Annotated in this window: 17 protein-coding genes, 1 pseudogene and 1 riboswitch; of the genes and pseudogenes, 4 read left to right on the forward strand and 14 right to left on the reverse strand. The window is 35.0% G+C overall.

What is annotated here, in order from left to right:
- Nucleotides 1–127 precede the first annotated feature (127 nt).
- Both ABS911_RS07475 and ABS911_RS07480 read right to left on the reverse strand, forming a co-directional pair.
- Nucleotides 128–454, reverse strand: a complete 327-nt coding sequence (locus ABS911_RS07475; protein WP_350467060.1) for a hypothetical protein — start codon at nucleotides 452–454, stop codon at nucleotides 128–130.
- Between the two features lie 310 nt (nucleotides 455–764).
- Nucleotides 765–1,634: a DegV family protein gene (locus ABS911_RS07480; RefSeq protein WP_350467061.1), complete on the reverse strand. Its 870-nt coding sequence runs from the start codon at nucleotides 1,632–1,634 to the stop codon at nucleotides 765–767.
- 155 nt (nucleotides 1,635–1,789) lie between these two features.
- Between ABS911_RS07480 and ABS911_RS07485 the strand changes: the two genes are divergently transcribed.
- The gene (locus ABS911_RS07485; protein WP_350467062.1) at nucleotides 1,790–2,116 is read left to right on the forward strand and encodes a hypothetical protein; all 327 of its coding nucleotides are present in this window, start codon (nucleotides 1,790–1,792) and stop codon (nucleotides 2,114–2,116) included.
- A gap of 133 nt (nucleotides 2,117–2,249) precedes the next feature.
- Here the strand turns inward: ABS911_RS07485 and ABS911_RS07490 are convergent, their stop codons facing one another.
- The 8 genes from ABS911_RS07490 to ABS911_RS07525 all read right to left on the reverse strand — a co-directional run bounded on the left by ABS911_RS07490 (nucleotide 2,250) and on the right by ABS911_RS07525 (nucleotide 9,936).
- Nucleotides 2,250–2,918: an ABC transporter permease gene (locus ABS911_RS07490; RefSeq protein WP_350467082.1), complete on the reverse strand. Its 669-nt coding sequence runs from the start codon at nucleotides 2,916–2,918 to the stop codon at nucleotides 2,250–2,252.
- Nucleotides 2,919–2,920: 2 nt separating this feature from the next.
- Nucleotides 2,921–3,865 carry an osmoprotectant ABC transporter substrate-binding protein gene (locus ABS911_RS07495; RefSeq protein ID WP_350467063.1) on the reverse strand — a complete coding sequence of 315 codons (945 nt, stop codon included), beginning with the start codon at nucleotides 3,863–3,865 and terminating at the stop codon, nucleotides 2,921–2,923.
- A 13-nt stretch (nucleotides 3,866–3,878) separates the two neighbouring features.
- Entirely contained in the window at nucleotides 3,879–4,514 is a 636-nt protein-coding gene (locus tag ABS911_RS07500) for an ABC transporter permease (protein ID WP_350467064.1), read from the reverse strand.
- A gap of 14 nt (nucleotides 4,515–4,528) precedes the next feature.
- Nucleotides 4,529–5,713: a betaine/proline/choline family ABC transporter ATP-binding protein gene (locus ABS911_RS07505; RefSeq protein WP_350467065.1), complete on the reverse strand. Its 1,185-nt coding sequence runs from the start codon at nucleotides 5,711–5,713 to the stop codon at nucleotides 4,529–4,531.
- 162 nt (nucleotides 5,714–5,875) lie between these two features.
- Nucleotides 5,876–7,327 (reverse strand): cardiolipin synthase, encoded by a 1,452-nt coding sequence (gene cls / locus ABS911_RS07510; RefSeq protein WP_350467066.1) that lies wholly within the window; start codon nucleotides 7,325–7,327, stop codon nucleotides 5,876–5,878.
- 163 nt (nucleotides 7,328–7,490) lie between these two features.
- A complete protein-coding gene (gene thiT / locus ABS911_RS07515; protein WP_350467067.1) occupies nucleotides 7,491–8,054 on the reverse strand; it encodes an energy-coupled thiamine transporter ThiT in 564 nt (187 codons plus the stop codon).
- Nucleotides 8,055–8,126: 72 nt separating this feature from the next.
- A riboswitch (TPP riboswitch) is annotated at nucleotides 8,127–8,230 on the reverse strand.
- Nucleotides 8,231–8,728: 498 nt separating this feature from the next.
- Complete coding sequence (locus ABS911_RS07520) at nucleotides 8,729–9,217, reverse strand: GNAT family N-acetyltransferase (RefSeq protein ID WP_350467068.1); 489 nt, start codon at nucleotides 9,215–9,217, stop codon at nucleotides 8,729–8,731.
- Between the two features lie 53 nt (nucleotides 9,218–9,270).
- Nucleotides 9,271–9,936 (reverse strand): HD domain-containing protein, encoded by a 666-nt coding sequence (locus tag ABS911_RS07525; protein WP_350467069.1) that lies wholly within the window; start codon nucleotides 9,934–9,936, stop codon nucleotides 9,271–9,273.
- A 448-nt stretch (nucleotides 9,937–10,384) separates the two neighbouring features.
- On the opposite strand from ABS911_RS07525, the gene ABS911_RS07530 reads away from it, so the two are divergent.
- Nucleotides 10,385–11,581 (forward strand): quaternary amine ABC transporter ATP-binding protein, encoded by a 1,197-nt coding sequence (locus tag ABS911_RS07530; protein WP_350467070.1) that lies wholly within the window; start codon nucleotides 10,385–10,387, stop codon nucleotides 11,579–11,581.
- A pseudogene (locus tag ABS911_RS07535) lies at nucleotides 11,574–13,364 on the forward strand (ABC transporter permease/substrate binding protein). The gene ABS911_RS07530 and the pseudogene ABS911_RS07535 overlap by 8 nt, the downstream one beginning before the upstream one ends.
- A 116-nt stretch (nucleotides 13,365–13,480) precedes the next feature.
- Here the strand turns inward: ABS911_RS07535 and ABS911_RS07540 are convergent.
- From ABS911_RS07540 to ABS911_RS07550, 3 genes are read right to left on the reverse strand one after another with little or no spacing between them, the layout of a single operon-like run.
- Complete coding sequence (locus ABS911_RS07540) at nucleotides 13,481–15,160, reverse strand: ribonuclease J (protein ID WP_350467071.1); 1,680 nt, start codon at nucleotides 15,158–15,160, stop codon at nucleotides 13,481–13,483.
- Nucleotides 15,161–15,191: 31 nt separating this feature from the next.
- Nucleotides 15,192–16,070, reverse strand: a complete 879-nt coding sequence (gene dapA / locus ABS911_RS07545; RefSeq protein WP_350467072.1) for a 4-hydroxy-tetrahydrodipicolinate synthase — start codon at nucleotides 16,068–16,070, stop codon at nucleotides 15,192–15,194.
- A 33-nt stretch (nucleotides 16,071–16,103) separates the two neighbouring features.
- Nucleotides 16,104–17,153: an aspartate-semialdehyde dehydrogenase gene (locus ABS911_RS07550; RefSeq protein ID WP_350467073.1), complete on the reverse strand. Its 1,050-nt coding sequence runs from the start codon at nucleotides 17,151–17,153 to the stop codon at nucleotides 16,104–16,106.
- Nucleotides 17,154–17,365: 212 nt separating this feature from the next.
- Between ABS911_RS07550 and ABS911_RS07555 the strand changes: the two genes are divergently transcribed.
- Entirely contained in the window at nucleotides 17,366–18,118 is a 753-nt protein-coding gene (locus tag ABS911_RS07555) for an alpha/beta hydrolase (RefSeq protein ID WP_350467074.1), read from the forward strand.
- A 313-nt stretch (nucleotides 18,119–18,431) separates the two neighbouring features.
- Here the strand turns inward: ABS911_RS07555 and pnp are convergent, their stop codons facing one another.
- A complete protein-coding gene (gene pnp, locus ABS911_RS07560; RefSeq protein ID WP_350467075.1) occupies nucleotides 18,432–20,540 on the reverse strand; it encodes a polyribonucleotide nucleotidyltransferase in 2,109 nt (702 codons plus the stop codon).
- Between the last annotated feature and the right edge of the window lie 71 nt (nucleotides 20,541–20,611).

Below are 20,611 nucleotides of genomic sequence, written 5' to 3' on the forward strand. Positions count from 1 at the left end.
GTAATCAAGAAATTCAGAGTCTTCTAATGTAGACAATTCAACCATTTCAAGCTTTTGTAATTCTTGTACAGCTTTTATTAGAGAATCATTGTTTTCTTGCTCAGCTAGAAGTGTCATTTGTTTCATCTTAGCTATTGCCATAGTGAGTACTTACCTCCTTTACAATATGATTAACAACACTATTTTGTTTAACCTCTACAGATTGAAGTATTGATTCAACCTCAAGAGACAATTCTTGATCAACAGTTTGTTTTTCTATTGCTAAACGATCACGAAACAAGACTTGTTGATTTGCCTCATAATTGTCTAATTCCTGTTGCATATTTTGATTACTTTTTTTAATTTCTTCGTTAACAGACTGACTAATTTCTTGAATCTTTTTTTCCCCATTAAACTCAATTTGTCGGGCTCTTTCTTCCGCTTCTTTAACGTATTCAATTGCTTCTAAACTCATTCATACACCTCCTTAAAATACAAAAAAAGGCATCGCTTAAGAACTCTTCTTCTCACCCCTTGAAGAAAACATCCTTGAAAGCAACTGCCCCAACCGTTATTTTTTTAATTCAACTAATTATAATTTACCATAGCATTTTCTTAATGTCAAAACATCAAACCTTAATCAACAACGATTTGTAACGGTTTTATTAAGTTGAGAAAACTGAATAAACTAATGATTAGATGAAGAAAAAAGTAACAACTACTTCTAACTATTATATCGACTGTTTCTCTCATTTATTAAGCGTCCTCCTACCAAAAAGTAACCTCTATTTTCTTACGTCTCCAAAAGAAAATAAAGCAACAGATCCAAATCCTGTATGTGCTGCAATAGTAGGACCATAAGGGTAAACTTGTATGTCTTTTACCTTAATTTTTGATTCGATTTCTTTTTTGATCCATTCAGCTTCTTCAAGAACACCGACATGTCCAATAAAAACCGTTTGAGTTTCAGGATCTATCATACCCTCAACTGTTTTATTAATTAAATAGTGTAATGATTTTTTTCTTCCACGCACTTTAGCAAAGGGTACTAACCCCCCTTTTTCATTCATAACTATGATAGGTTTTACATTTAAAACACTGCCAAGGGTTGCAGAGACTGAAGAGATTCTTCCACTACGTTCAAGATGTCTGATATCATCAACAGTTACCCATGAATGAAGTTTCATTTTATATTCTTCTAGCCAATCCACTACTTCTTCTAATGATTGACCTTCATTCTTTCGATTTACCGCTTCATATACCAAAAGACCTTCTCCTAAGCAAGCAGCTTTAGAGTCTACTATTGTTATATCTACTTGTTCATATTCTTCTTTCAGCATTTCTACAGCTGTTACAGCATTATTGTAAGAGCCACTTAATGCAGAAGATAGTCCTAAGAATAAAACAGGTTGCTCTTTTTCAACATATTTTTTAAATACTTCTAAAAATGTTCCAATATTAACTTGAGAGCTAGTCGCCATTGCGCCATTTTTTAAAGCTTCAAAAAAAGCATCACGATCAAACGTTTCTCCCATGTCATCTAAATAGTCTTTTCCATCCATATTGATCATTAAGTTGATAATTTCAATATCATTATTTTTTATAAAATCTAATGGTAAATCGCAGCAAGAATCTGCAATAATTTTATAATCCATTGTTAAAACCCCTTTTTCAGAAATCTATATATACTTAATTCATTATGCCATTTTTTCAGAAAAATAGAAACTTTAAAAAAATAATTAAACAGCTTGCTTTGTTGAACGTTTGTTCGTATAATTAAATTATCAAACAAACGTTCGGAGGAATAAAGATGAAAAAAAATACTTTAGAAGAACCAGTTCATCCCTTTGCCTTTCTGCAAAAAAAATTCTTTTTGTCTAGTACGACTAATGAATTGGAATTTTTGCCTCAAATGCCTGAATCACAAATCATTCTGTTCTTAAATCAAGCTTTTGCTAAAAAGAAAAAAATAATTTTACAGATCAACCAATTAAAAAATCAATCCAACCTAACAGAAGTTACCGGTTTTATTAGATATACGCCTTTTAAAAGACCACAAATCGTTGTAGAAAATACTCTTCTTCATATGACTTATCTTATTCATCCAAGTGATATAAGGCATATCCGTTTACCTTAAAATGATCTGTACTTACTTTTTTAATTATAGAAGATCCTAAAAAGCTCTCCCATTAACGATTAGATATACAGCTATCTAATTCGCTCAAAAGGAGAGCTTTTTATATTGAACTGATTTTATTTGTTTTCGATCATTACGATAATATCTTTTTATTTTTTGTTGGATCTAATTTTTTCTCAATCCAACCTAAAAGTAAATCACTAATGACTGCCATGAAAGCTGTAGGAATAGCTCCTGCAAGGATAATAGCTCCACCATCAGTTACATTGACTCCTCTGGTGATGATATCCCCTAAACCACCCGCTCCTATAAAAGTTCCGATTGCGGTTACTCCAATACCCACTACCATAGCATTACGAATTCCTGCCATAATAATCGATAAAGCTAATGGAAGTTCAACCATATAAGTTAGTTGCCATCTTGTCATGCCCATTCCTTTACCAGAATCTAAAATATTTTTGTCAACGCTTTGAACTCCAGCGTAAGTATTTTTAATAATCGGCAACAAGGAATACAAGAATACTGTAGAAATAACGGTATTCACACCTAGCCCCAATCCTAACATTAGAATAGACAACATGGCTAGAGAAGGAATCGTTTGGATCACATTAGCAGCTCCTATAACCCAATCAGCTAACTTCCCATGTCGGGAAATCCAAAAACCGAGAGGAATTCCTACAATCGCTGCAAATAACACTCCATAAATTGAAATTAAGAAGTGACGAAAAAATTGACTCCAAATGTAAAGGCCATTTTCTGAGAAGTAATAAAGTAATTGTTCCCATAAATTCATGTCTGCCATCATTATTGTTCGCCTCCTTCTTCGTTTACTTCAATTGATTCAAAATAATTATTTTCTTTCAAGAAATCATCTGCTACAACCTTTGGTTCAATTAAATTATTGTCTGAAATATAGTTTAATTCTTGCATTTTTTCATCCGATATTGTATTTTTTAACTTTGTTAATACTTCATTCAATTCAGGATAAGCTTCTAAAACTTCAAAAGTTGCAACCGGACTTGCGTCATACGGTGGGAATAATTGTTTGTCATCTTCCAATACAACTAAGTCATAACTTTTAATACGACCATCTGTTGAATACCCCAACACAACATCCATTTCTCCAGCTTGCAATGCATTATAGACTAAACCAATCTGCATAGGATACACACGGTTAAAATCAAAACCATAAGTGTCTAGAAATGCATCGTAGCCATCTCCTGCACGTTGGATCCAAGAGCTATCTACTCCGGCATCAAGTTCACTAGCAATGTCTTCTAAATCACTAATCGTAACTAAGTCATATTGATCTGCTAGTTCTTGTGTCACCATAAAGGCATACGTATTAGCAAATCCATATGTTGGAAACCATTTTTGATCAAACTCAGCCGCAAATCCCTCTACGACTAAATCCAATGCTACTTCAGGATCCGTAATTGGATCTTGTCCTAACTCACCAGTTAACGAAGTTCCCGTATATTTTATTGCGGCAACGTTCGCATCTCCACCAATCAAAGCTTGATGATTTAGAGAAGACGAACCTAGATTATTAACAATTTGAGCATCAATATCAATGTAATGCTCAACCATCCCTTCAACAATGTAACCAACAATTTGTTGCTCTGTGGTTGAACCACCTGTAATGGTTATACCTTCTTCATTAAACCCGCTGCCTAGGCCAGGCAACGAACAACTGCTTAATAGTATTGCTGCTAAAAAAAGGGCAGCAATTCTTTGAACCTTCTTCATAGTTGAAGCCCTCCTATTCAATACCTTGCACAACTCTAGGCGTTACTTTTTTCTCTAGTTTTCCTAGTGCATAATCTGTCAATAATGCAAGAATAGTCACAGGTATAGTCCCGCCAATAATTAAACTAGGAATAAAAAGATTTAATCCATTAAAGATAAAATCACCTAATCCACCTGCTCCGATGTACGAAGCTAAAGCAGCCCACGAGATAACGTAAACACCGGACAATCGAATTCCCGCCATTATAACCGGTGCGGCCTGAGGCAACTCCACATTGCGAATCAATTGTACATTTGTCATTCCCATTCCTTTTCCTGCATCTCTTAAGTTAACATCTACTCCATTCATTCCTATATAAGTATTCCTTAAAATAGGCAATAAAGAATAGATAAATAATGCCACAATCGCAGGGACCTTACCAATTCCAAATAGTGGAATCATTAAAGCCAGTAATGCTAATGAAGGCACCGTTTGTAAAATAGTAGCTAAACCAATAATAAACTTAGCACTTTTCTCAAATCGCGTTAATAAAACTCCCAAAGGGACAGCTACAATAACACCTAAGGCCAATGCAATTGCAGAAATATAAAAATGTTCCCATGTTTTCAGGAGTAAATCAGAGCCGTTTGTTGCAAAAAATTCAGCCATTGTCTTTTCCTCCTCTATTCATTGCTTTCTTTAGGAATGGTTGTTTCAAAAACATTGCTGGTTGCCAGCTCTTCTTCTTGCTCTTCACCCCATATTGTATCGTAAACCACGTCTACTAACGAAGCACGAGTAACTAGACCAATTAGACGACCTTTATTATCCACAACTGGGATATTTTTAAAGCCACGTTTCAGAATTCTTTGAACAGTATCTCTTAAAAGTGTACCTTCTCGAACGAAATAAACTTTGTCTACCATAATATCTCCAACACTTGTAGCACGCTTACGGTTACGGTCAATTTTCTCGATATCTACATACCCTTTTAACACACCTGAATCATCCGTAACAAATAACGAATCCACACGTTTGTCTCTCATTAAACGTATTGCTTCTGAAATAGATTTTCCAGGAGTTACTGAAATTGGATTTTTTATCATGACTTGATCTACCGTTTGAATATTTGGTCTAGCTTGAATTAAGCGATCTTCGCCGATAAAATCTTCAACAAATTGATTAGCCGGTTCAGCTAATATGTTATCTGGCGTATCAAACTGCACTACACGCCCATTTTGCATGATAACAATGCGATCAGCTAATTTTAAAGCTTCATCCATATCATGAGTAACAAAAATAAAGGTTTTTCCCAATTCCACTTGCAACTCTTTAACTAATTCTTGTAAGGCATCTCTAGTAATAGGGTCTAATGCCCCAAATGGTTCGTCCATCAATATCACATCTTGATCAGCAGCTAAAGCACGAATAACTCCAATTCTTTGTTGTTGTCCACCAGAAAGTTCAGCTGGGTAACGTGACAAAAATTCTTTTGGTAAATCGACTTTCTCCAATAATCGTTCTGCAGATTCTCGCTGCTTGTCTTCGGACCATTTTAATAATTTAGGAACCATTACGATATTGTCATAAATGGTCATATGTGGCATTAATCCAATTTGTTGGATAACATAGCCAATTTTACGTCTTAACTGAACAGGATCTTTCTTCATAATGTCTTCCCCGTTAATTAAAATCTGACCTGATGTTGGTTCAATCATGCGATTGATCATACGCATAGAAGTTGTTTTCCCACTACCACTCGTACCAATAAATACAATAAACTCTCCATCATTAAATGTGAGGTTAACATTGTCAACAGCTTTTTTCCCACCTTTGTAGACTTTGGAAACATTTTTAAATTCTATCACTACATTCACCTCTTATATAGTTTCGTTTTTTTGACCATACTCTCATTTATTATCTCAAAGAAGCCACACCTTATCAAATTTGATGCTTTCTAATTAAAATGCTCTCATAAATTAACAGGGCTGAAACAAAAATTACTTGTTTCAACCCTGTTAATTCATTGCTTATAAAATTGGAGAAAACAGCCGTGAAAAAATTTGTTTAAATTTTAACCATTTAGACTGATTGTCTAACATTTCTTTAGTTAACAAATAACTTTTTTTCATATCTTCGTAGAAAAATTGTTCTTGTTGTTTTGCAATTTTATCATCGTAGATAAAAACATTTACCTCAAAATTTAATTTAAAACTTCGGATATCAAAGTTGGCTGTACCAATTGAACAAATATCTCCATCAACAACAACTGTTTTCGCATGTAAGAAACCATTATCGTAAATGTATACTTCTGCTCCCGCATCCACCATAGCCTCTGCATAATACATTGTTGCACGATAAATAAAGGGATGATCTGGTTTATTTGGTATCATAATTTTTACGTCAATCCCTGACATAACGGCAATTTGGATAGATTCTAACACAGAATCATCTGGAACAAAATACGGTGTTTGTATGAAAACTGACTCTTTAGCCATACTGATCATCTTAATATAGCCTTTTTTTATTTGTTCAAGATCTGAATCTGGACCGCTAGATACAACTTGGATATTTGTGTGTCCTTTTTTATCGATCAAAGGAAAATAATTTTCTTCATATTCTAATTTATGGTTTGAAACAGCTGCATTCCAGTCCATCAAAAAACGACTTTGTAAAGCTAACACTGCATTCCCTTGAATTTTCAAGTGGGTGTCTCTCCAATAGCCAAATTTCTTATATTCGCCTAAATACTCGTCTCCTACATTAAAACCACCGGTGTACCCAATTTTACCATCGATTACTACAATTTTCCGGTGATTCCGGTAGTTGAATCGTAAATTAACAATTGGCAGCTTAGATCCGAAAAAAGGTTCAGCTTTTCCACCTAATTTTTTTAAGGTCTTAAAAAATTTTGGTCTTAATGATCTAGATCCTAACGCATCATAGATGACTAGAACTTCTACTCCTGCAGCTGCACGTTCTTCCAATGCTGTAAGGACGCGTTTCCCAATTTTATCATTATGAATAATGTAATAGATCATATGGATATGATGTTCTGCTTTAGAAATATCTTCAATCAATGAATCAAATTTTTTTGCCCCATCGGTAAATAATTCAACCTTATTTCCTTTTGTTAAAATGGATTCATCACTTTCTAAAAACAAACTAGCCATTTCCTTGGCATTTTCAGACGCTTGTCTTTCAGATAATAATTCTTCATCATCAGCCAGCATTTCTTTCTGAGCTTGCACAAGCTCTGGCATCCCTATATTTTCTTGCGAATTAATATCAAATATTTTTTCGCGGGTCAATTTTTTCCCGATAAATAAATAAAAAATAAAACCTATACCTGGTAAAAGAATGAGCACAAGCAACCAAGCCCAAGTAGCTGCAATATCTCGTTTTTCGCGAAATACCGTGATAATAGAAAGTAAAACATTTAGAAAGTAGAGCCCTAAAATTATGTATAGTATAATGTTCATTCAGTTATTCCTCTCCACCTTGTTATTGTCTAATCTTACTACTTCCGTTTTCTTTTAGCTACTAGAAACTAGCTGTATAAAAAAAATAACTGTCAAAGAAAAAAAGAGACTGGAGTAATTATCCAATCTCTCAATCTATAGACTTATTTAAGTAAATCCAATCTTATTTTTTTGGTAAAAACAAGGTTGGCGTCGTTTTGGCCATGATGCATAAAACTACACTAGTAGCTATTCCCGTTGCTAAGGCACTTCCACCATTCGCAATAAATGAGTACCAAATGGGATTCATACCTTCTGGAGCATAGCTTCCCCAGAAATAATAACCTGCAATAAAGTGCCAAAAGAAACGGGCAATCGTTCCAATAATCGTTCCAATTAGAATAAATTGATACTGCTTGAATTGGTTATTTTCTTTAAAAGCAAGTTGTAAAGGTTTCCTAACTACACCTGCAAAACCAACAAATGCAAAAGCAACAAAATACTCTATAAACCCTTGTAATGGATGCAAAATGCTAGCATTTCCTATTAAAAAATGTAGTATCCCCCAAAGAAAACCTGCTGCAGTTCCTGCCACGAAACCACGTCTAAATGCAAACAAGGTCAACGGTATCATACCTAAAGAAATGGTAAATCCTGTTCCAATATTTGTTGGAATCAGGGACAATACAATAGCTAAAGCCGCAAATATTGTACCTTCTATCCAAACTCGTAATCGATCATTTCTCAAAAAAACTCCTCCTATTGTGCTGAACAGTGCCACACATCAAAGGAGGAGCTCGAATTATCATTATAAATAACATTTCGTCCCCGTCACAATCCCTACGCTCGTACTAACGAACAGGTTCCAAGGGTTAGAATCTATTGATTCAATCTCAGCTTTTTACAGCACCCCTTTGTGATGGTTGTTCATTTAATTTTTCTTACTCCATAAACATAACATTATTCTAAATAAATTTCAATTATAATAATAGGAACATTATCATTTATATTCATTTACATAAGTTTGAATTACTACCTTTGAACTAGACATCGGAAACTTAGTGCGTAGCTTAAACAGGTAAGTTAGAAGCTGCGTTACCAAGGCCACATAATGCTGGTTTTTCAGTCCATTCTCATCCTGACTATAAAACTTTTTGACCATGGTCTATTGTTTCAGGTGCTTGAAAAACAAATGGAAATCAAACTTTTTAGTGTAGGCATTCGCTTGAGTAATTTGCTCTTGCAAGTCCATAGGCAAATAGTTAAAAGAAACGGTTCAATCCATTTACAAAATGAATTTTTTTGTTTTATTCTTATCCATAAGACCATTCCTTTACAGTGGTCTTATGGATAAATCATCTTCCAACCATTGTAAAGGAGTAAAGGATTTTTTATTTTTACGAAAATTTGGATTGATCTATTTTAATGCAACACTAGTGCCTTTGAGTATATAAATTTATAGCCATCCAACTCTTTCACTTTGTTTTTAGTATCTTTAAATCCAGATTTTATATACATCATTTGTCCACTAATATTATCGTGATTGATTAATAGTATAATTTCATTAATTGAAGGGAAATGTTCATTAACAAATTTAGGCAGTTTTTCCATTGAAGCTTTACCATATCCTTGTTTTAAATACCGCTTATCAACTGAATGAGCTTTTAATAAAATAGCATGAGGATTTGAACCATAATTTAGAATAGCGTCTCCAGTTTGAAGGATAAAAAAGCTCACCATTTTATCCCCGTCTAACACTAAAATCGGATGTTTTTCACTTTCGTGTAAACTTTCTGTCATACCGTCCATAGGTTTCACTGTATATGGAGTTTCTTCTATTGTATAATCTTCTATCATAGGGATATCGCCTACCGTTGCTTCTCTTAATATCAGACCTTCCATCTCACCCATAACAAACCTCCTATACTTTTCATTTCAATCCGATTGAAATGAAAAGCCTCTGCTTATTTCTCCCCGTCCCATTCAGCGTAAAATTCTTCTAAATAAGCTTCCATATAAGAATGCCTTTTTTCAGCCATTTCCTTTCCAATACTCGTATTCATTTCGTTTTTTAATTTTAATAATTTTTCATAAAAATGCATAATTGCTGTATCTTCTCCCGAACGATATTCTTCTATTGTAATGTGATCTCGTGGTTTTTTTTCTGGATCATGAATTAACCGATTTTTTGAACCCGAGTAGGCCATAGTGCGTGCAATTCCAATTGCCCCTAATGCATCCAAACGATCTGCATCTTGAACAATTTTCCCCTCTATAGAAGATAATACCACTTTATTCGTTCCGCCCTTATAAGACATATGAAGAATAATTTCCATTATTTGTTCGATTTCTTGTTTGCTTAATGAAAATCTAGAAAGCCATACTCTGACCTTTTTCTCTCCTTCAGCTTCTGTTTTATTTAACTTGCCGTCTGCTACGTCATGTAAGAGAGCTGCCATTTCACAAATAAAGAGATTAATACTTCCTTTTTCCTTTTGCGCTATACTTTTAGTTAAATTTCGCACACGGTGAATGTGCCACCAATCATGACCACTAGCATCATCTTTTAAAAGTTGGTAGACATATTCTTCTGTCTCATTTATTATCTTTTTTTGCAATTCCGTTAACATCCATCGTTCACCTCTTTTTGGCCATTAAACTACTTAAAATAAGTTTATCAACCCCACTCAAAAATCACAAGTTATATGTCCAATGTAATTTTATTTTTTATCGATCATTTTCTAGAAAAGGACCAATAATCGACCTAAAAAAAAGTTTTTTCATTTTTTTTATTCATGCTCTAAGGTCCGTTATGAAGGCAAAACAAAGGTACTAAAGCTTATTTTTGAAAATGCTTTGGTTTTTCATTTGTTTTCATTCATGTTACACTGATTATTGTGTTCCATTTAGAACTATTTTTTTTATGAATAGTTGTCGTTGTTTTTCGTAAAAGGGGTTTTAGATAAAACTACTATAGAAAGTGGTTGGCTAGTCAATTTATGTTTGGATTCTCTCTTAATATCAATTTTGATTTACTAGTTTGAGATTCATACCTAAAAAGGGAAAGGAGATGTTATTTTGTCAAAAATAACTGTTGAAAATGTATCGAAAGTTTTTGGTAAAAAAACAACACAAGCCTTAGAAATGTTGAAAGAACAAAAATCTAAGCAAGAAATTTTAAAAGAAACGGGGGCTACTGTCGGAGTTAATAATGTTAGTTTCACTGTTGAAGAAGGTGAAATTTTCGTTATTATGGGATTATCTGGTAGTGGAAAATCAACTCTTGTTCGAATGTTTAATCGTTTAATCGATCCTACAAAAGGAAATATCTATATAGATGATGAAAATCTCTCTAAGATGGATAAAAAGGCTTTACGTCAAGTCAGAAGAGAAAAATTGAGTATGGTTTTCCAAAATTTTGGTCTCTTCCCTCATCGAACAATTTTAGAAAATACAGAATATGGTTTAGAAATTCAAGGTGTTGACAAAGCTGAAAGACAGCAAAAAGCGCAAAAAGCTCTAGATAATGCAGGTTTAGGTGAATACAAAGATCAATACCCTAATCAACTATCTGGTGGAATGCAACAACGAGTAGGATTAGCACGTGCTCTAGCGAATGATCCTGAAATCTTATTAATGGATGAAGCTTTCTCAGCATTAGATCCCTTGATTCGTCGTGAAATGCAAGATGAATTAATTGAACTTCAATCTAAAGTGAAAAAGACAATCATTTTTATCACTCATGATTTAAATGAAGCTTTACGAATTGGTGATAAAATTGCCTTGATGAAAGATGGATCAATTGTACAGATCGGTTCTCCTGAAGAAATACTAACTAATCCAGCTAATGATTACGTTGAAAAATTTGTTGAAGACGTTGATCGTTCTAAAGTATTAACAGCTGAGAACATTATGCAACGTCCTGAAACATTGAATATAAAAAATCATGGTCCACGTTTTGCACTTGAACAAATGCGTAGCGAAGGAATATCCAGCATTCTAGTTGTTGATAGCCAACGTAACCTTTTAGGGTATATCACAGCAGAAGATGCTTCGGATGCTCGTAAAAATAATATTAATACAATTGAAAACATCCTGAAAAAAGACATACCAACTGTTACCAGAACTACATCCATGAACGATATCTTTTCAGTTATTCATGATTCAACTACTCCCGTAGCAGTTGTAGATGAAGGTAAGTTAGTTGGTATAATCGTCAGAGGCGCTGTAATAGCTGCCCTTGCAGGAGAAAATGAGGTGTTTGAAAATGTCTAGTATATTAGATATCATTCCAGAATTACCAGTAGCTGATGCTGTAGAAAACTTTACAAGTTGGGTAACTCAAACTTTTGCATTTTTGTTTGACCCTATTCAAAAATATTCAGAAATCGTTATGGAATTTGTGACAGATACGTTATTACTTGTTCCACCAATTTTGTTTATTTTGATTATTGCTGTAATTGCTTTTTTTGCTTCAAGAAAAAAATTCGGATTGGCTACATTTACAATAATTGGCCTTTGGTTTACCTATAATCAAGGTCTTTGGGACGACTTAATGAATACCCTGACTTTAGTTCTGGTTGCAAGTCTACTATCTGTTATTATTGGAGTTCCATTCGGAATTTTAATGGCTAAAAGTAAAATTGCAAATGCCATTATTACCCCTGTTCTTGATTTCATGCAAACAATGCCAGCCTTTGTTTACTTGATTCCCGCAGTTGCTTTCTTTGGTATTGGTATGGTTCCCGGGGTATTCGCCTCTTTAATTTTTGCCATCCCACCTACTGTTCGCTTTACTAATCTTGGAATTCGACAAGTTTCACATGAATTAGTTGAGGCTTCTGAGTCGTTTGGTAGCACAGGTGCTCAAAAGTTATTTAAAGTAGAATTACCTTTAGCTAAATCAACAATTATGGCTGGTATCAATCAAACCGTTATGTTAGCTTTATCAATGGTGGTTATTGCTTCAATGATTGGAGCTCCAGGTCTTGGTAGAGAAGTTCTTTCATCCCTACAACGTGCACAAATCGGAACAGGTTTCGTATCTGGTTTAGGTTTAGTTGTCTTAGCGATTATTATTGATCGCTTAACGCAAAAATTAAATAAAAAATAAGAATAACTAATCATTAAAAAAATTAGTTTACTAAAAAGGGGAAATAAATTTAATATGAAAAAACTTAATTGGAAACATTTAGGCCTTACAGCTGGGTTAGGGTTATCACTAGTTGCAGCAGGTTGTGCAGCAGAGAATTCTAAAACAGATGAAGATTCTATTGGCAAAGGACAAGAAATCGAATTATCTTATGTAGAATGGGATACAGAAGTTGCTTCCACTAACGTTATTGGTAAAGTATTGGAAGACTTAGGGTATGACGTAACGTTAACTCCATTAGATAACGCTGTAATGTGGCAAGCCGTAGCTAGTGGTGATGCTGACGCTATGGTAGCTGCATGGTTACCTGCTACTCACGGTTCTCAATTTGAAGAATACGGTGATCAAATGGTTAACTTAGGACCAAACTTAGAAGGCGCATTAGTTGGCCTTGTTGTTCCTGAGTATATGGATGTTGATTCAATTGCTGATCTTAAAGATGAAGCTGCAATGAGCATTACTGGTATCGAACCTGGTGCAGGTGTTGTTGCTGCAACTGAATCTGCATTAGAAAAATACGATAACTTGAGTGACTGGGAGCTTAAAACCTCTTCATCAGGAGCAATGACTGTTGCATTAGGTCAAGCGATTCAAAATGAAGAAGACATCGTTATCACCGGATGGTCTCCACACTGGATATTCGCTTCTTACGACTTAAAATATTTAGAAGATCCTGAAAATGCATTTGGCGAGTCCGAAACAATCAATACTATGGCTCGTGAAGGCCTTGAAGAAGATATGCCTGAAGCTTATCAAGTATTAGATCAATTTAATTGGACAACTGAAGAAATGGAAAGCATCATGCTAGATATTTCTGAAGGAGAAGATCCTGAAGATGCAGCTGAAGCTTGGATTGAAGCAAATCCTGATCGTGTTACTGAGTGGACTGAAAACGTAGCAAAATAAACTAGTCTAAAATCACTATTGATAATAGAGCATTCACTTAACGTGAGTGCTCTTCTTTTATAAAAAAAAGCTCTCATGTCCTTTTTTAAAGGACATGAGAGCTTTTTTTGTTGTATTTAATTTTTGCGGTTGCGCGAACTTGTTTCCATGATAATCGGTAAAATAACTGGACGTCTACGCGTTTGTTCAAAAAGATGTTTGTTCAAAGCATCTCTAATTTCTTGTTTCAAACGGCTCCATTCAAATTCTTTACGATTTAAATTTTCTTCTACTACTTCTCTAATGATCTCATTACTTTGATTAATTAAATCTGTATTTTCTTTAACATATACGAAACCTCTAGTCATGACTTCAGGACCTGAAATAATTTTACTTTTTCTACGATTAATAGTAACTACCGCTACAAAAATACCATCTTCAGATAACAATTTACGGTCGCGTAAAACAATATTTCCAATATCGCCGATTCCAATACCATCGACCATTGTATTCCCTGCTGTCACTTGACCAGCTACATGCATACGCTCATTTTTATATTCCATGATATCGCCTTTACCTGGTATAAATATATTTTTATACGGCATTCCAACTTCATGTGCAAGTTTTGCATGAGCCGAAAGCATACGATATTCTCCTTGAACTGGAATAAAGTAAGTAGGTTTAATCAGATTGATCATTAATTTTAGATCATTTGGAGTAGCATGGCCAGAAGCTTTCAAGTTATCTGAAATTTGTTTTACTGTTCCACCCGCTCGATAGATTAAGTTTTCTGCTTGGGCAACGGTTACTTCCATTGCTGTCGATGGGCTTGTTACGATATAAACTAGATCGCCCTCTTTGATATTTACTTGAGTGTGCTTTCCTTTTGCCATACGTGTCAATGTTTTAATCGGCTCGCCAGTAACGCCCGTTTCTAACACAACAATTTCTTGGTCACTGTATTTTTCAATATCTGTTATTGGAACAATCAAATCTTCGTTTGGCAATTGAAGTTTATTCAGTTGCATAGCAATTTGAACGATTTCTTCAAGGTTGCTTCCCGTGATGAAAATTTTCTTATGTGATTTGTGAGCAGCGTCAAATACTTGTTGGATACGCAAGATATTACTAGCTACGCTAGCAACAATGATACGACCGTCAGCATTTTGGAATGTATCCAATACTTCTTCTGCTATTTTTAGATCACTTATATTCTCAACAGAACTTTCAGCTTCACTTGAATCACTCAATAAAGCTAAAACCTTATTTTTACCAATATCCGCAATACGCGATAAATTACTTTGGTACATTGGTTTTGCACTTTGATCGAACTTGAAATCGCCTGTGTAGACAATGCTTCCTTCACTTGTCTTAAGAGCTACTCCAACAGAATCTGGAATAGTATGGGTTGTTCTGAAGAAACTAGCAACGACATCTCCAAATTCAATCTCTGTGTTTTCATCAACAATATGATAATCATCAAATGTGCTAACTTGACTATCTTTTTCAACAAATAATTTTGCTAAAGCTATTGTTAATTCAGTTCCAAAGACTGGAACGTCAAATTTTTGAAGAAAATAAGGTAGTGCTCCAATTGCATCTTCATGACCATGTGTTAGAAATACTGCTGTAACACGGTTTCTATTTTCTTCTAAATAACTAAAGTCAGGAATGACTACATCAATTCCTAATAATTCTGTTTCTGGAAACATTAAACCACAGTCTAAAACAAATATGTCTTCATCCACCTCAACAGCGTACATGTTTTTTCCATTTTCACGCACACCCCCTAGTGGGATAATTTTTATTGTGCTCATTTCTTCACCTCTTTTACTTTCATTTCATTTTTTATTTTTTCCAATTTAATTCAGTTAACAAATAATCTTCTTCTGCTTTTGTACAAGGTACTAAAGGCAATCTCAATCCGCCGACGTTAATACCCAAGTGGTTTAACGCAAATTTAACCGGTGCTGGAGAAGGAACAGTAAATAAACTATTCATTTTAGGCACTAGTTGACGATGAATCTTTGCAGCTTCAGTCATAGATCCTTCTTGCAACAAGTTGTACATTTCAGACATCTGATTTCCTAAAACATGACTTGCTACAGAAATAACGCCCGTTGCTCCGATACATTTAGCAGGAAAAGCATTACCATCTTCACCAGTATAAACTAAAAAGTCATCTGATGTTTGTTCAATTTCTTCGCTTAAAGCATCTAAACCTAAACATTCTTTCACACCAATAATATTTTCAATCGATGAAAGTTTAATTGTCGTCTCAGGATCTATTGAAACACTCGTCCGTCCGGGGACGTTATAGATGATGATCGGCAGTCTAGTACTTTTAGCTACTGCTTCAAAATGAGCATACAAACCAGCTTGGTTAGGCTTACTGTAGTATGGCGTCACTACGAGTGCTGCATCTATGCCTCCAAGGGCTTCAACCTCTTTTGTAAAAGCAATCGTTTCAGCCGTGTTAAATGACCCCGTACCAGCAATGATCGGTGCACGTCCCGCAACTAATTCAACTGTCTTACGGTATAAATCTAATTTCTCTTCATGAGCTAATGTAGGAGACTCTCCAGTCGTGCCTCCCACTACTAATCCTTCCGTTCCATTTTCAAGTAAGAAGTCGATCAACTTTTCTAGTCGTCCATAATCAATTGATCCTTCTTTATCAAATGGAGTAGTCATAGCGGTTATAATACGTGCTTTTTTTAAATCCAATACCATCACCCTCTATTTTAAATTCAACTTATCTTAATTATTTGTTTTAATTAATTTTAACTTGTGTAAGCTTTCAGCAATTTGAACAGAATTCCAAGCTGCACCTTTGATTAAGTTATCCGAAACGATCCACATATGATAACCCTTATCTAAGTCACGATCTTTCCGTATTCTTCCAACAAATGTTTCTCTTTTGCCCTCTGCTTCCAAAGCTGTTGGATAAACCTGATTATCAGGATCATCTTGAAGCTCTACACCTGGTGCATTTTTCATGAGTTCTTGAATAGAAGCTACGCTAGCTCCCTCTTCTTTCACTTCAATATAAACAGACTCTGAATGTCCTGAAATGACTGGAATACGGACGCATGTTGCAGAAACTTTTATATTATCATCGCCCATAATTTTTTTAGTTTCATTGATCATTTTCAACTCTTCAAATGTATAACCATCTTCAGTAAACAAATCGATTTGTGGCAATGCATTGAAAGCAATTGGAAAATGTTTTTTATCTCCACCTGATGGCAAAATAGCCGCTTCATAAGGCTCACCATTCAACATATGTTGTGCTTGTTCTTTCATTTCTTTAACAGCTGAAACTCCAGCTCCGCTTACTGCTTGATACGTTGAAACGATTACCCTATCTAATCCATATTGTTTGCGAATCGGTTCTAGCGCAACCATCATTTGAATCGTTGAGCAATTCGGATTAGCAATAATTCCTTTATGAGAACGAATTGCCTCCTCATTTACTTCTGGAACGACTAAAGGTACTTCAGTATCCATTCGGTATGCGCTTGTATTATCAATGACAACTGCGCCACGTTTTACGGCTTCAGGAGCAAATTGTTTTGAAATCGATCCGCCTGCACTAAACAATGCAATGTCAACATTTTCAAAAGAATCTGCCGTTGTTTCTTGGATTTCGATTTCTTTTCCATTAAATAAAGCTTTTTTTCCAGCAGAGCGTTTCGAGGCTAAGAGCTTAACTTCGTTAATTGGAAAATTGGCTTGCTCCAACATTTTAATCATTTTTGTTCCTACAGCTCCCGTTGCTCCTACGACTGCAATAGTATATCCATTCATTTATATCTCTCCTAATACATATTTCAATTTTTTAATTTTATCTTATGGCTCCATGTACTCCCATTATACATTTTAGCACAATTCTTGAGTAAATTATACAAATGTAGATTATTCACTCTGTTTTGTTTGATTTATCTAACGAATAAAATGAAATATATGATACACTTTTTCTGTTCAACTTTATTAAACTAATTATTTTGGAAGGAGCATTTATGAAGCGCAGCTGTAAAATTTTATTTGGTTGTTTTATTTTTTTCATTTTGGTTTTATTAGGCAGTTTCTTTTTTGTACAGTCTAAAACGTATCAACCTTTAAGTGAAGCACTGAAAGAAACAGAGTCTACTGATCATTACACGGTTGAAGAATCCTCAGATGCGATTATTTTCAGGCCATTAAGTGAGCAACAATCTACTTCTGTCCTCTTTTATCAAGGTGGGCTTGTAGAAGAAAAAAGTTACAGTTCTATTGCGGCAAATCTCGCTGCAGAAGGATATCCCGTTTACCTTGTTAAACATGCTTTGAATCTTGCCGTGACAGATGCAGATAAAGCAGAAATCATTATCACTGATGAGGAGATTCAAAACTTTGTTATAGGTGGTCATTCATTAGGTGGTGTGATGGCTACTCGATTTGCCAATGAGAGTTATTTGGAACCCTTAAAAGGTGTTTTTTTACTAGCTAGTTATCCAGACGAAAAGGGACGGTTAGATAAACTGCCTATTTCAGTTCTTTCCCTTATTGGTTCTAATGATGGTGTAGTCGATGAAGAGGCCTATCAGCTTGGCAAAAATTATTTACCTGCTACTACCTCATTCTATACTATTGAAGGAGGAAATCATGCTGGTTTTGGCGATTATGGAGACCAAGAGGGTGATTTTCCTGCCACCATTTCACCCGAACAACAACAAGAACAGACAGTTGACCAATTAGTAAAATGGTTAAGAGAAATTAGTGAAAACGAATAGCAAAAAAAGGGTCTATAATTTTTAGTATTGGTAGATTTTTAAACTCGATTATACAAAATTTTTGGAGGAATAGGGGTTGCTTGTAGCCGTGTAAAGGATTCAATGCGAATTACAGAGCGTTGACGCTTCAGCGATTACGCTTTGTTTGAGGCTTGAAATCCTGAAGTTATAAGCTTCAGGCGGTCTCATGGCTCTATACAAGCAAACCCGTTCATTCCAGAAGAAATTTTAGTTTGATGCACCAACACTATTTGTCATACAACCCAAAAAAAGAGCCCAATTTTTTCAAATTGAGCTCTTTTTTTGCTATTTTTTAGTCTTCTTCAGTTGTTAACAAAACTTTACGAGAAAGGTTAATTCTTCCTTGTTTATCTATTTCGATAACTTTAACGTCCATTACTTCACCTAAAGTCAAAACATCTTCAACCTTAGCGACACGTTCGTTAGCTAATTCAGAAATATGAACTAATCCATCTTTTCCTTTAGCAATTTCAACAAAAGCACCGAATTTTTCAATTCGTTTTACTTTTCCTGAATAAACTTTACCAACTTCGATATCTTTTGTTAATTCTTCAATAATTTCTTTAGCACGTTTGATCATAGCCGCGTCTTCAGATGCAATACTGATATTTCCTTCTTGATCGATATCAATTTTAACGCCGGTTTCATCAATAATAGCATTGATTTGGTCACCACCGCGGCCAATAACAACTTTGATTTTTTCCGGTTTGATTTGCATCATTTCAATTTTAGGAGCGTATGCACTTAATTCTTCATGTGGCTCAGCAATTGTAGAGATCAATTCATCAAGAATTTCCATTCTAGCTTTTTTAGCTTGAGTTAACGCTTCTTCTAAAATTTGTTGTGTGATACCTTCAATTTTAATATCCATTTGAAGAGCAGTGATTCCTTTGCTGGTACCTGCTACTTTAAAGTCCATATCGCCTAAATGATCTTCTAAACCTTGGATATCTGTTAAGACAGTATAGTTTTCGCCTTCTTTAACAAGTCCCATTGCAATACCAGCTACTGGAGCTTTGATAGGAACACCTGCATCCATTAAGGCTAGAGTCCCTGCACAAATACTTGCTTGTGATGAAGAACCATTTGACTCTAAAACTTCAGCAACTAAACGAATCATGTATGGGAAATCTTCTTCACTTGGAATAACTTGTGCTAATGCACGTTCTCCTAATGCTCCATGCCCAATTTCACGACGACCTGGTCCACGTGATGGTCCAGTACTTCCAACAGAGTATTGAGGGAAATTGTAGTGATGGATGAATCGTTTGCTGTTTTCAATTCCTAGACCATCAATAATTTGATGTTCGCCTAATGGTGCTAAAGTAGCTATAGACAAAGCTTGAGTTTGTCCACGAGTGAATAAACCCGAACCATGTGCTCTTGGCAATAATCCGATTTCTGAAGCTAAAGAACGAATTTCATCAATTTTACGACCATCTGGTCTAATTTTGTCAACTGTAATAAGACGACGGACTTCATTCTTTTCCATGTCTTCAACAATTTGTTTTACTTCTTTATTGATTCGTTTAGCTTCATCGTTGTCTTGATATTTTTCTTCATAAAAAGCCATTGCTTCTTCTTTAACCGTTTCAATATTTTCTTCACGAGCTAATTTTTCTTCGGTTTGAATTGCCGCAATCATTTTAGCTTGGTATGCATCGTTGACTTCTTTTTCTAAATCTGCATCAATTTGCAACAATTGAATAGTCATTTTTTCTTTTCCAACAGCCGCTACGATTTCTTCTTGGAAAGCAACTAATTCTTGAATTGCTTCATGACCAAACATTAAAGCACCAAGCATATCTTCTTCTGAAACTTCAGCAGCTCCACTTTCAACCATATTAATGGCATCTTTAGTACCTGCAACTGTTAAATGAATGTCTGATAATGCTTCTTGCTCAAGAGTTGGATTAATGATGTATTCTCCGTCTACACGGCCTACATCAACACTTGCAATCGGTCCGTTAAACGGAATATCTGAAATAGCAAGTGATAAAGAAGAACCAAACATTGCTGAAAAAGCTGGTGAACAGTTTTGATCTACAGACATTACGGTATTTGTAATTTGAACTTCATTACGAAATCCTTCTGCAAACATCGGACGAATCGGACGGTCAATTAATCGAGCTGTTAAAGTAGCCGCTTCACTTGGGCGTGCTTCTCTCTTAATAAAACCACCTGGGATTTTACCGACTGAATACATTTTTTCATCGTAATTTACTGTTAAAGGAAAGAAATCTACGTCTTTCGCTTTTTTGCTAGCTACTGCTGCAGATAGCACTACAGTATCGTTATAGCGAATCAATGCTGCGCCATTAGCTTGTTTTGCTAATTGTCCAACTTCAATTTCTAATGTACGACCTGCCCATTCTTTAGTAAAAACTTGTTTCTCTGTCATTGTGTGCATTTCTCCTTTTTATTAAAGCCTTTATTCGTTTTTTCCAAACAGACTACTAAACAAATGTCAGC

Source organism: Carnobacterium sp., assembly GCF_040274425.1.

Coding starts and splice junctions, on each gene's coding strand:
- ABS911_RS07525 (WP_350467069.1), bottom strand. CDS start 9,936: ATGTTAACGGAATTGCAAAAAAAGATAATAAATGAGACAGAAGAATAT.
- ABS911_RS07520 (WP_350467068.1), bottom strand. CDS start 9,217: ATGGGTGAGATGGAAGGTCTGATATTAAGAGAAGCAACGGTAGGCGAT.
- ABS911_RS07500 (WP_350467064.1), bottom strand. CDS start 4,514: ATGGCTGAATTTTTTGCAACAAACGGCTCTGATTTACTCCTGAAAACA.
- ABS911_RS07485 (WP_350467062.1), top strand. CDS start 1,790: ATGAAAAAAAATACTTTAGAAGAACCAGTTCATCCCTTTGCCTTTCTG.
- ABS911_RS07540 (WP_350467071.1), bottom strand. CDS start 15,160: ATGAGCACAATAAAAATTATCCCACTAGGGGGTGTGCGTGAAAATGGA.
- pnp (WP_350467075.1), bottom strand. CDS start 20,540: ATGACAGAGAAACAAGTTTTTACTAAAGAATGGGCAGGTCGTACATTA.
- ABS911_RS07495 (WP_350467063.1), bottom strand. CDS start 3,865: ATGAAGAAGGTTCAAAGAATTGCTGCCCTTTTTTTAGCAGCAATACTA.
- ABS911_RS07555 (WP_350467074.1), top strand. CDS start 17,366: ATGAAGCGCAGCTGTAAAATTTTATTTGGTTGTTTTATTTTTTTCATT.
- ABS911_RS07475 (WP_350467060.1), bottom strand. CDS start 454: ATGAGTTTAGAAGCAATTGAATACGTTAAAGAAGCGGAAGAAAGAGCC.
- ABS911_RS07550 (WP_350467073.1), bottom strand. CDS start 17,153: ATGAATGGATATACTATTGCAGTCGTAGGAGCAACGGGAGCTGTAGGA.
- ABS911_RS07490 (WP_350467082.1), bottom strand. CDS start 2,918: ATGGCAGACATGAATTTATGGGAACAATTACTTTATTACTTCTCAGAA.
- cls (WP_350467066.1), bottom strand. CDS start 7,327: ATGAACATTATACTATACATAATTTTAGGGCTCTACTTTCTAAATGTT.
- ABS911_RS07480 (WP_350467061.1), bottom strand. CDS start 1,634: ATGGATTATAAAATTATTGCAGATTCTTGCTGCGATTTACCATTAGAT.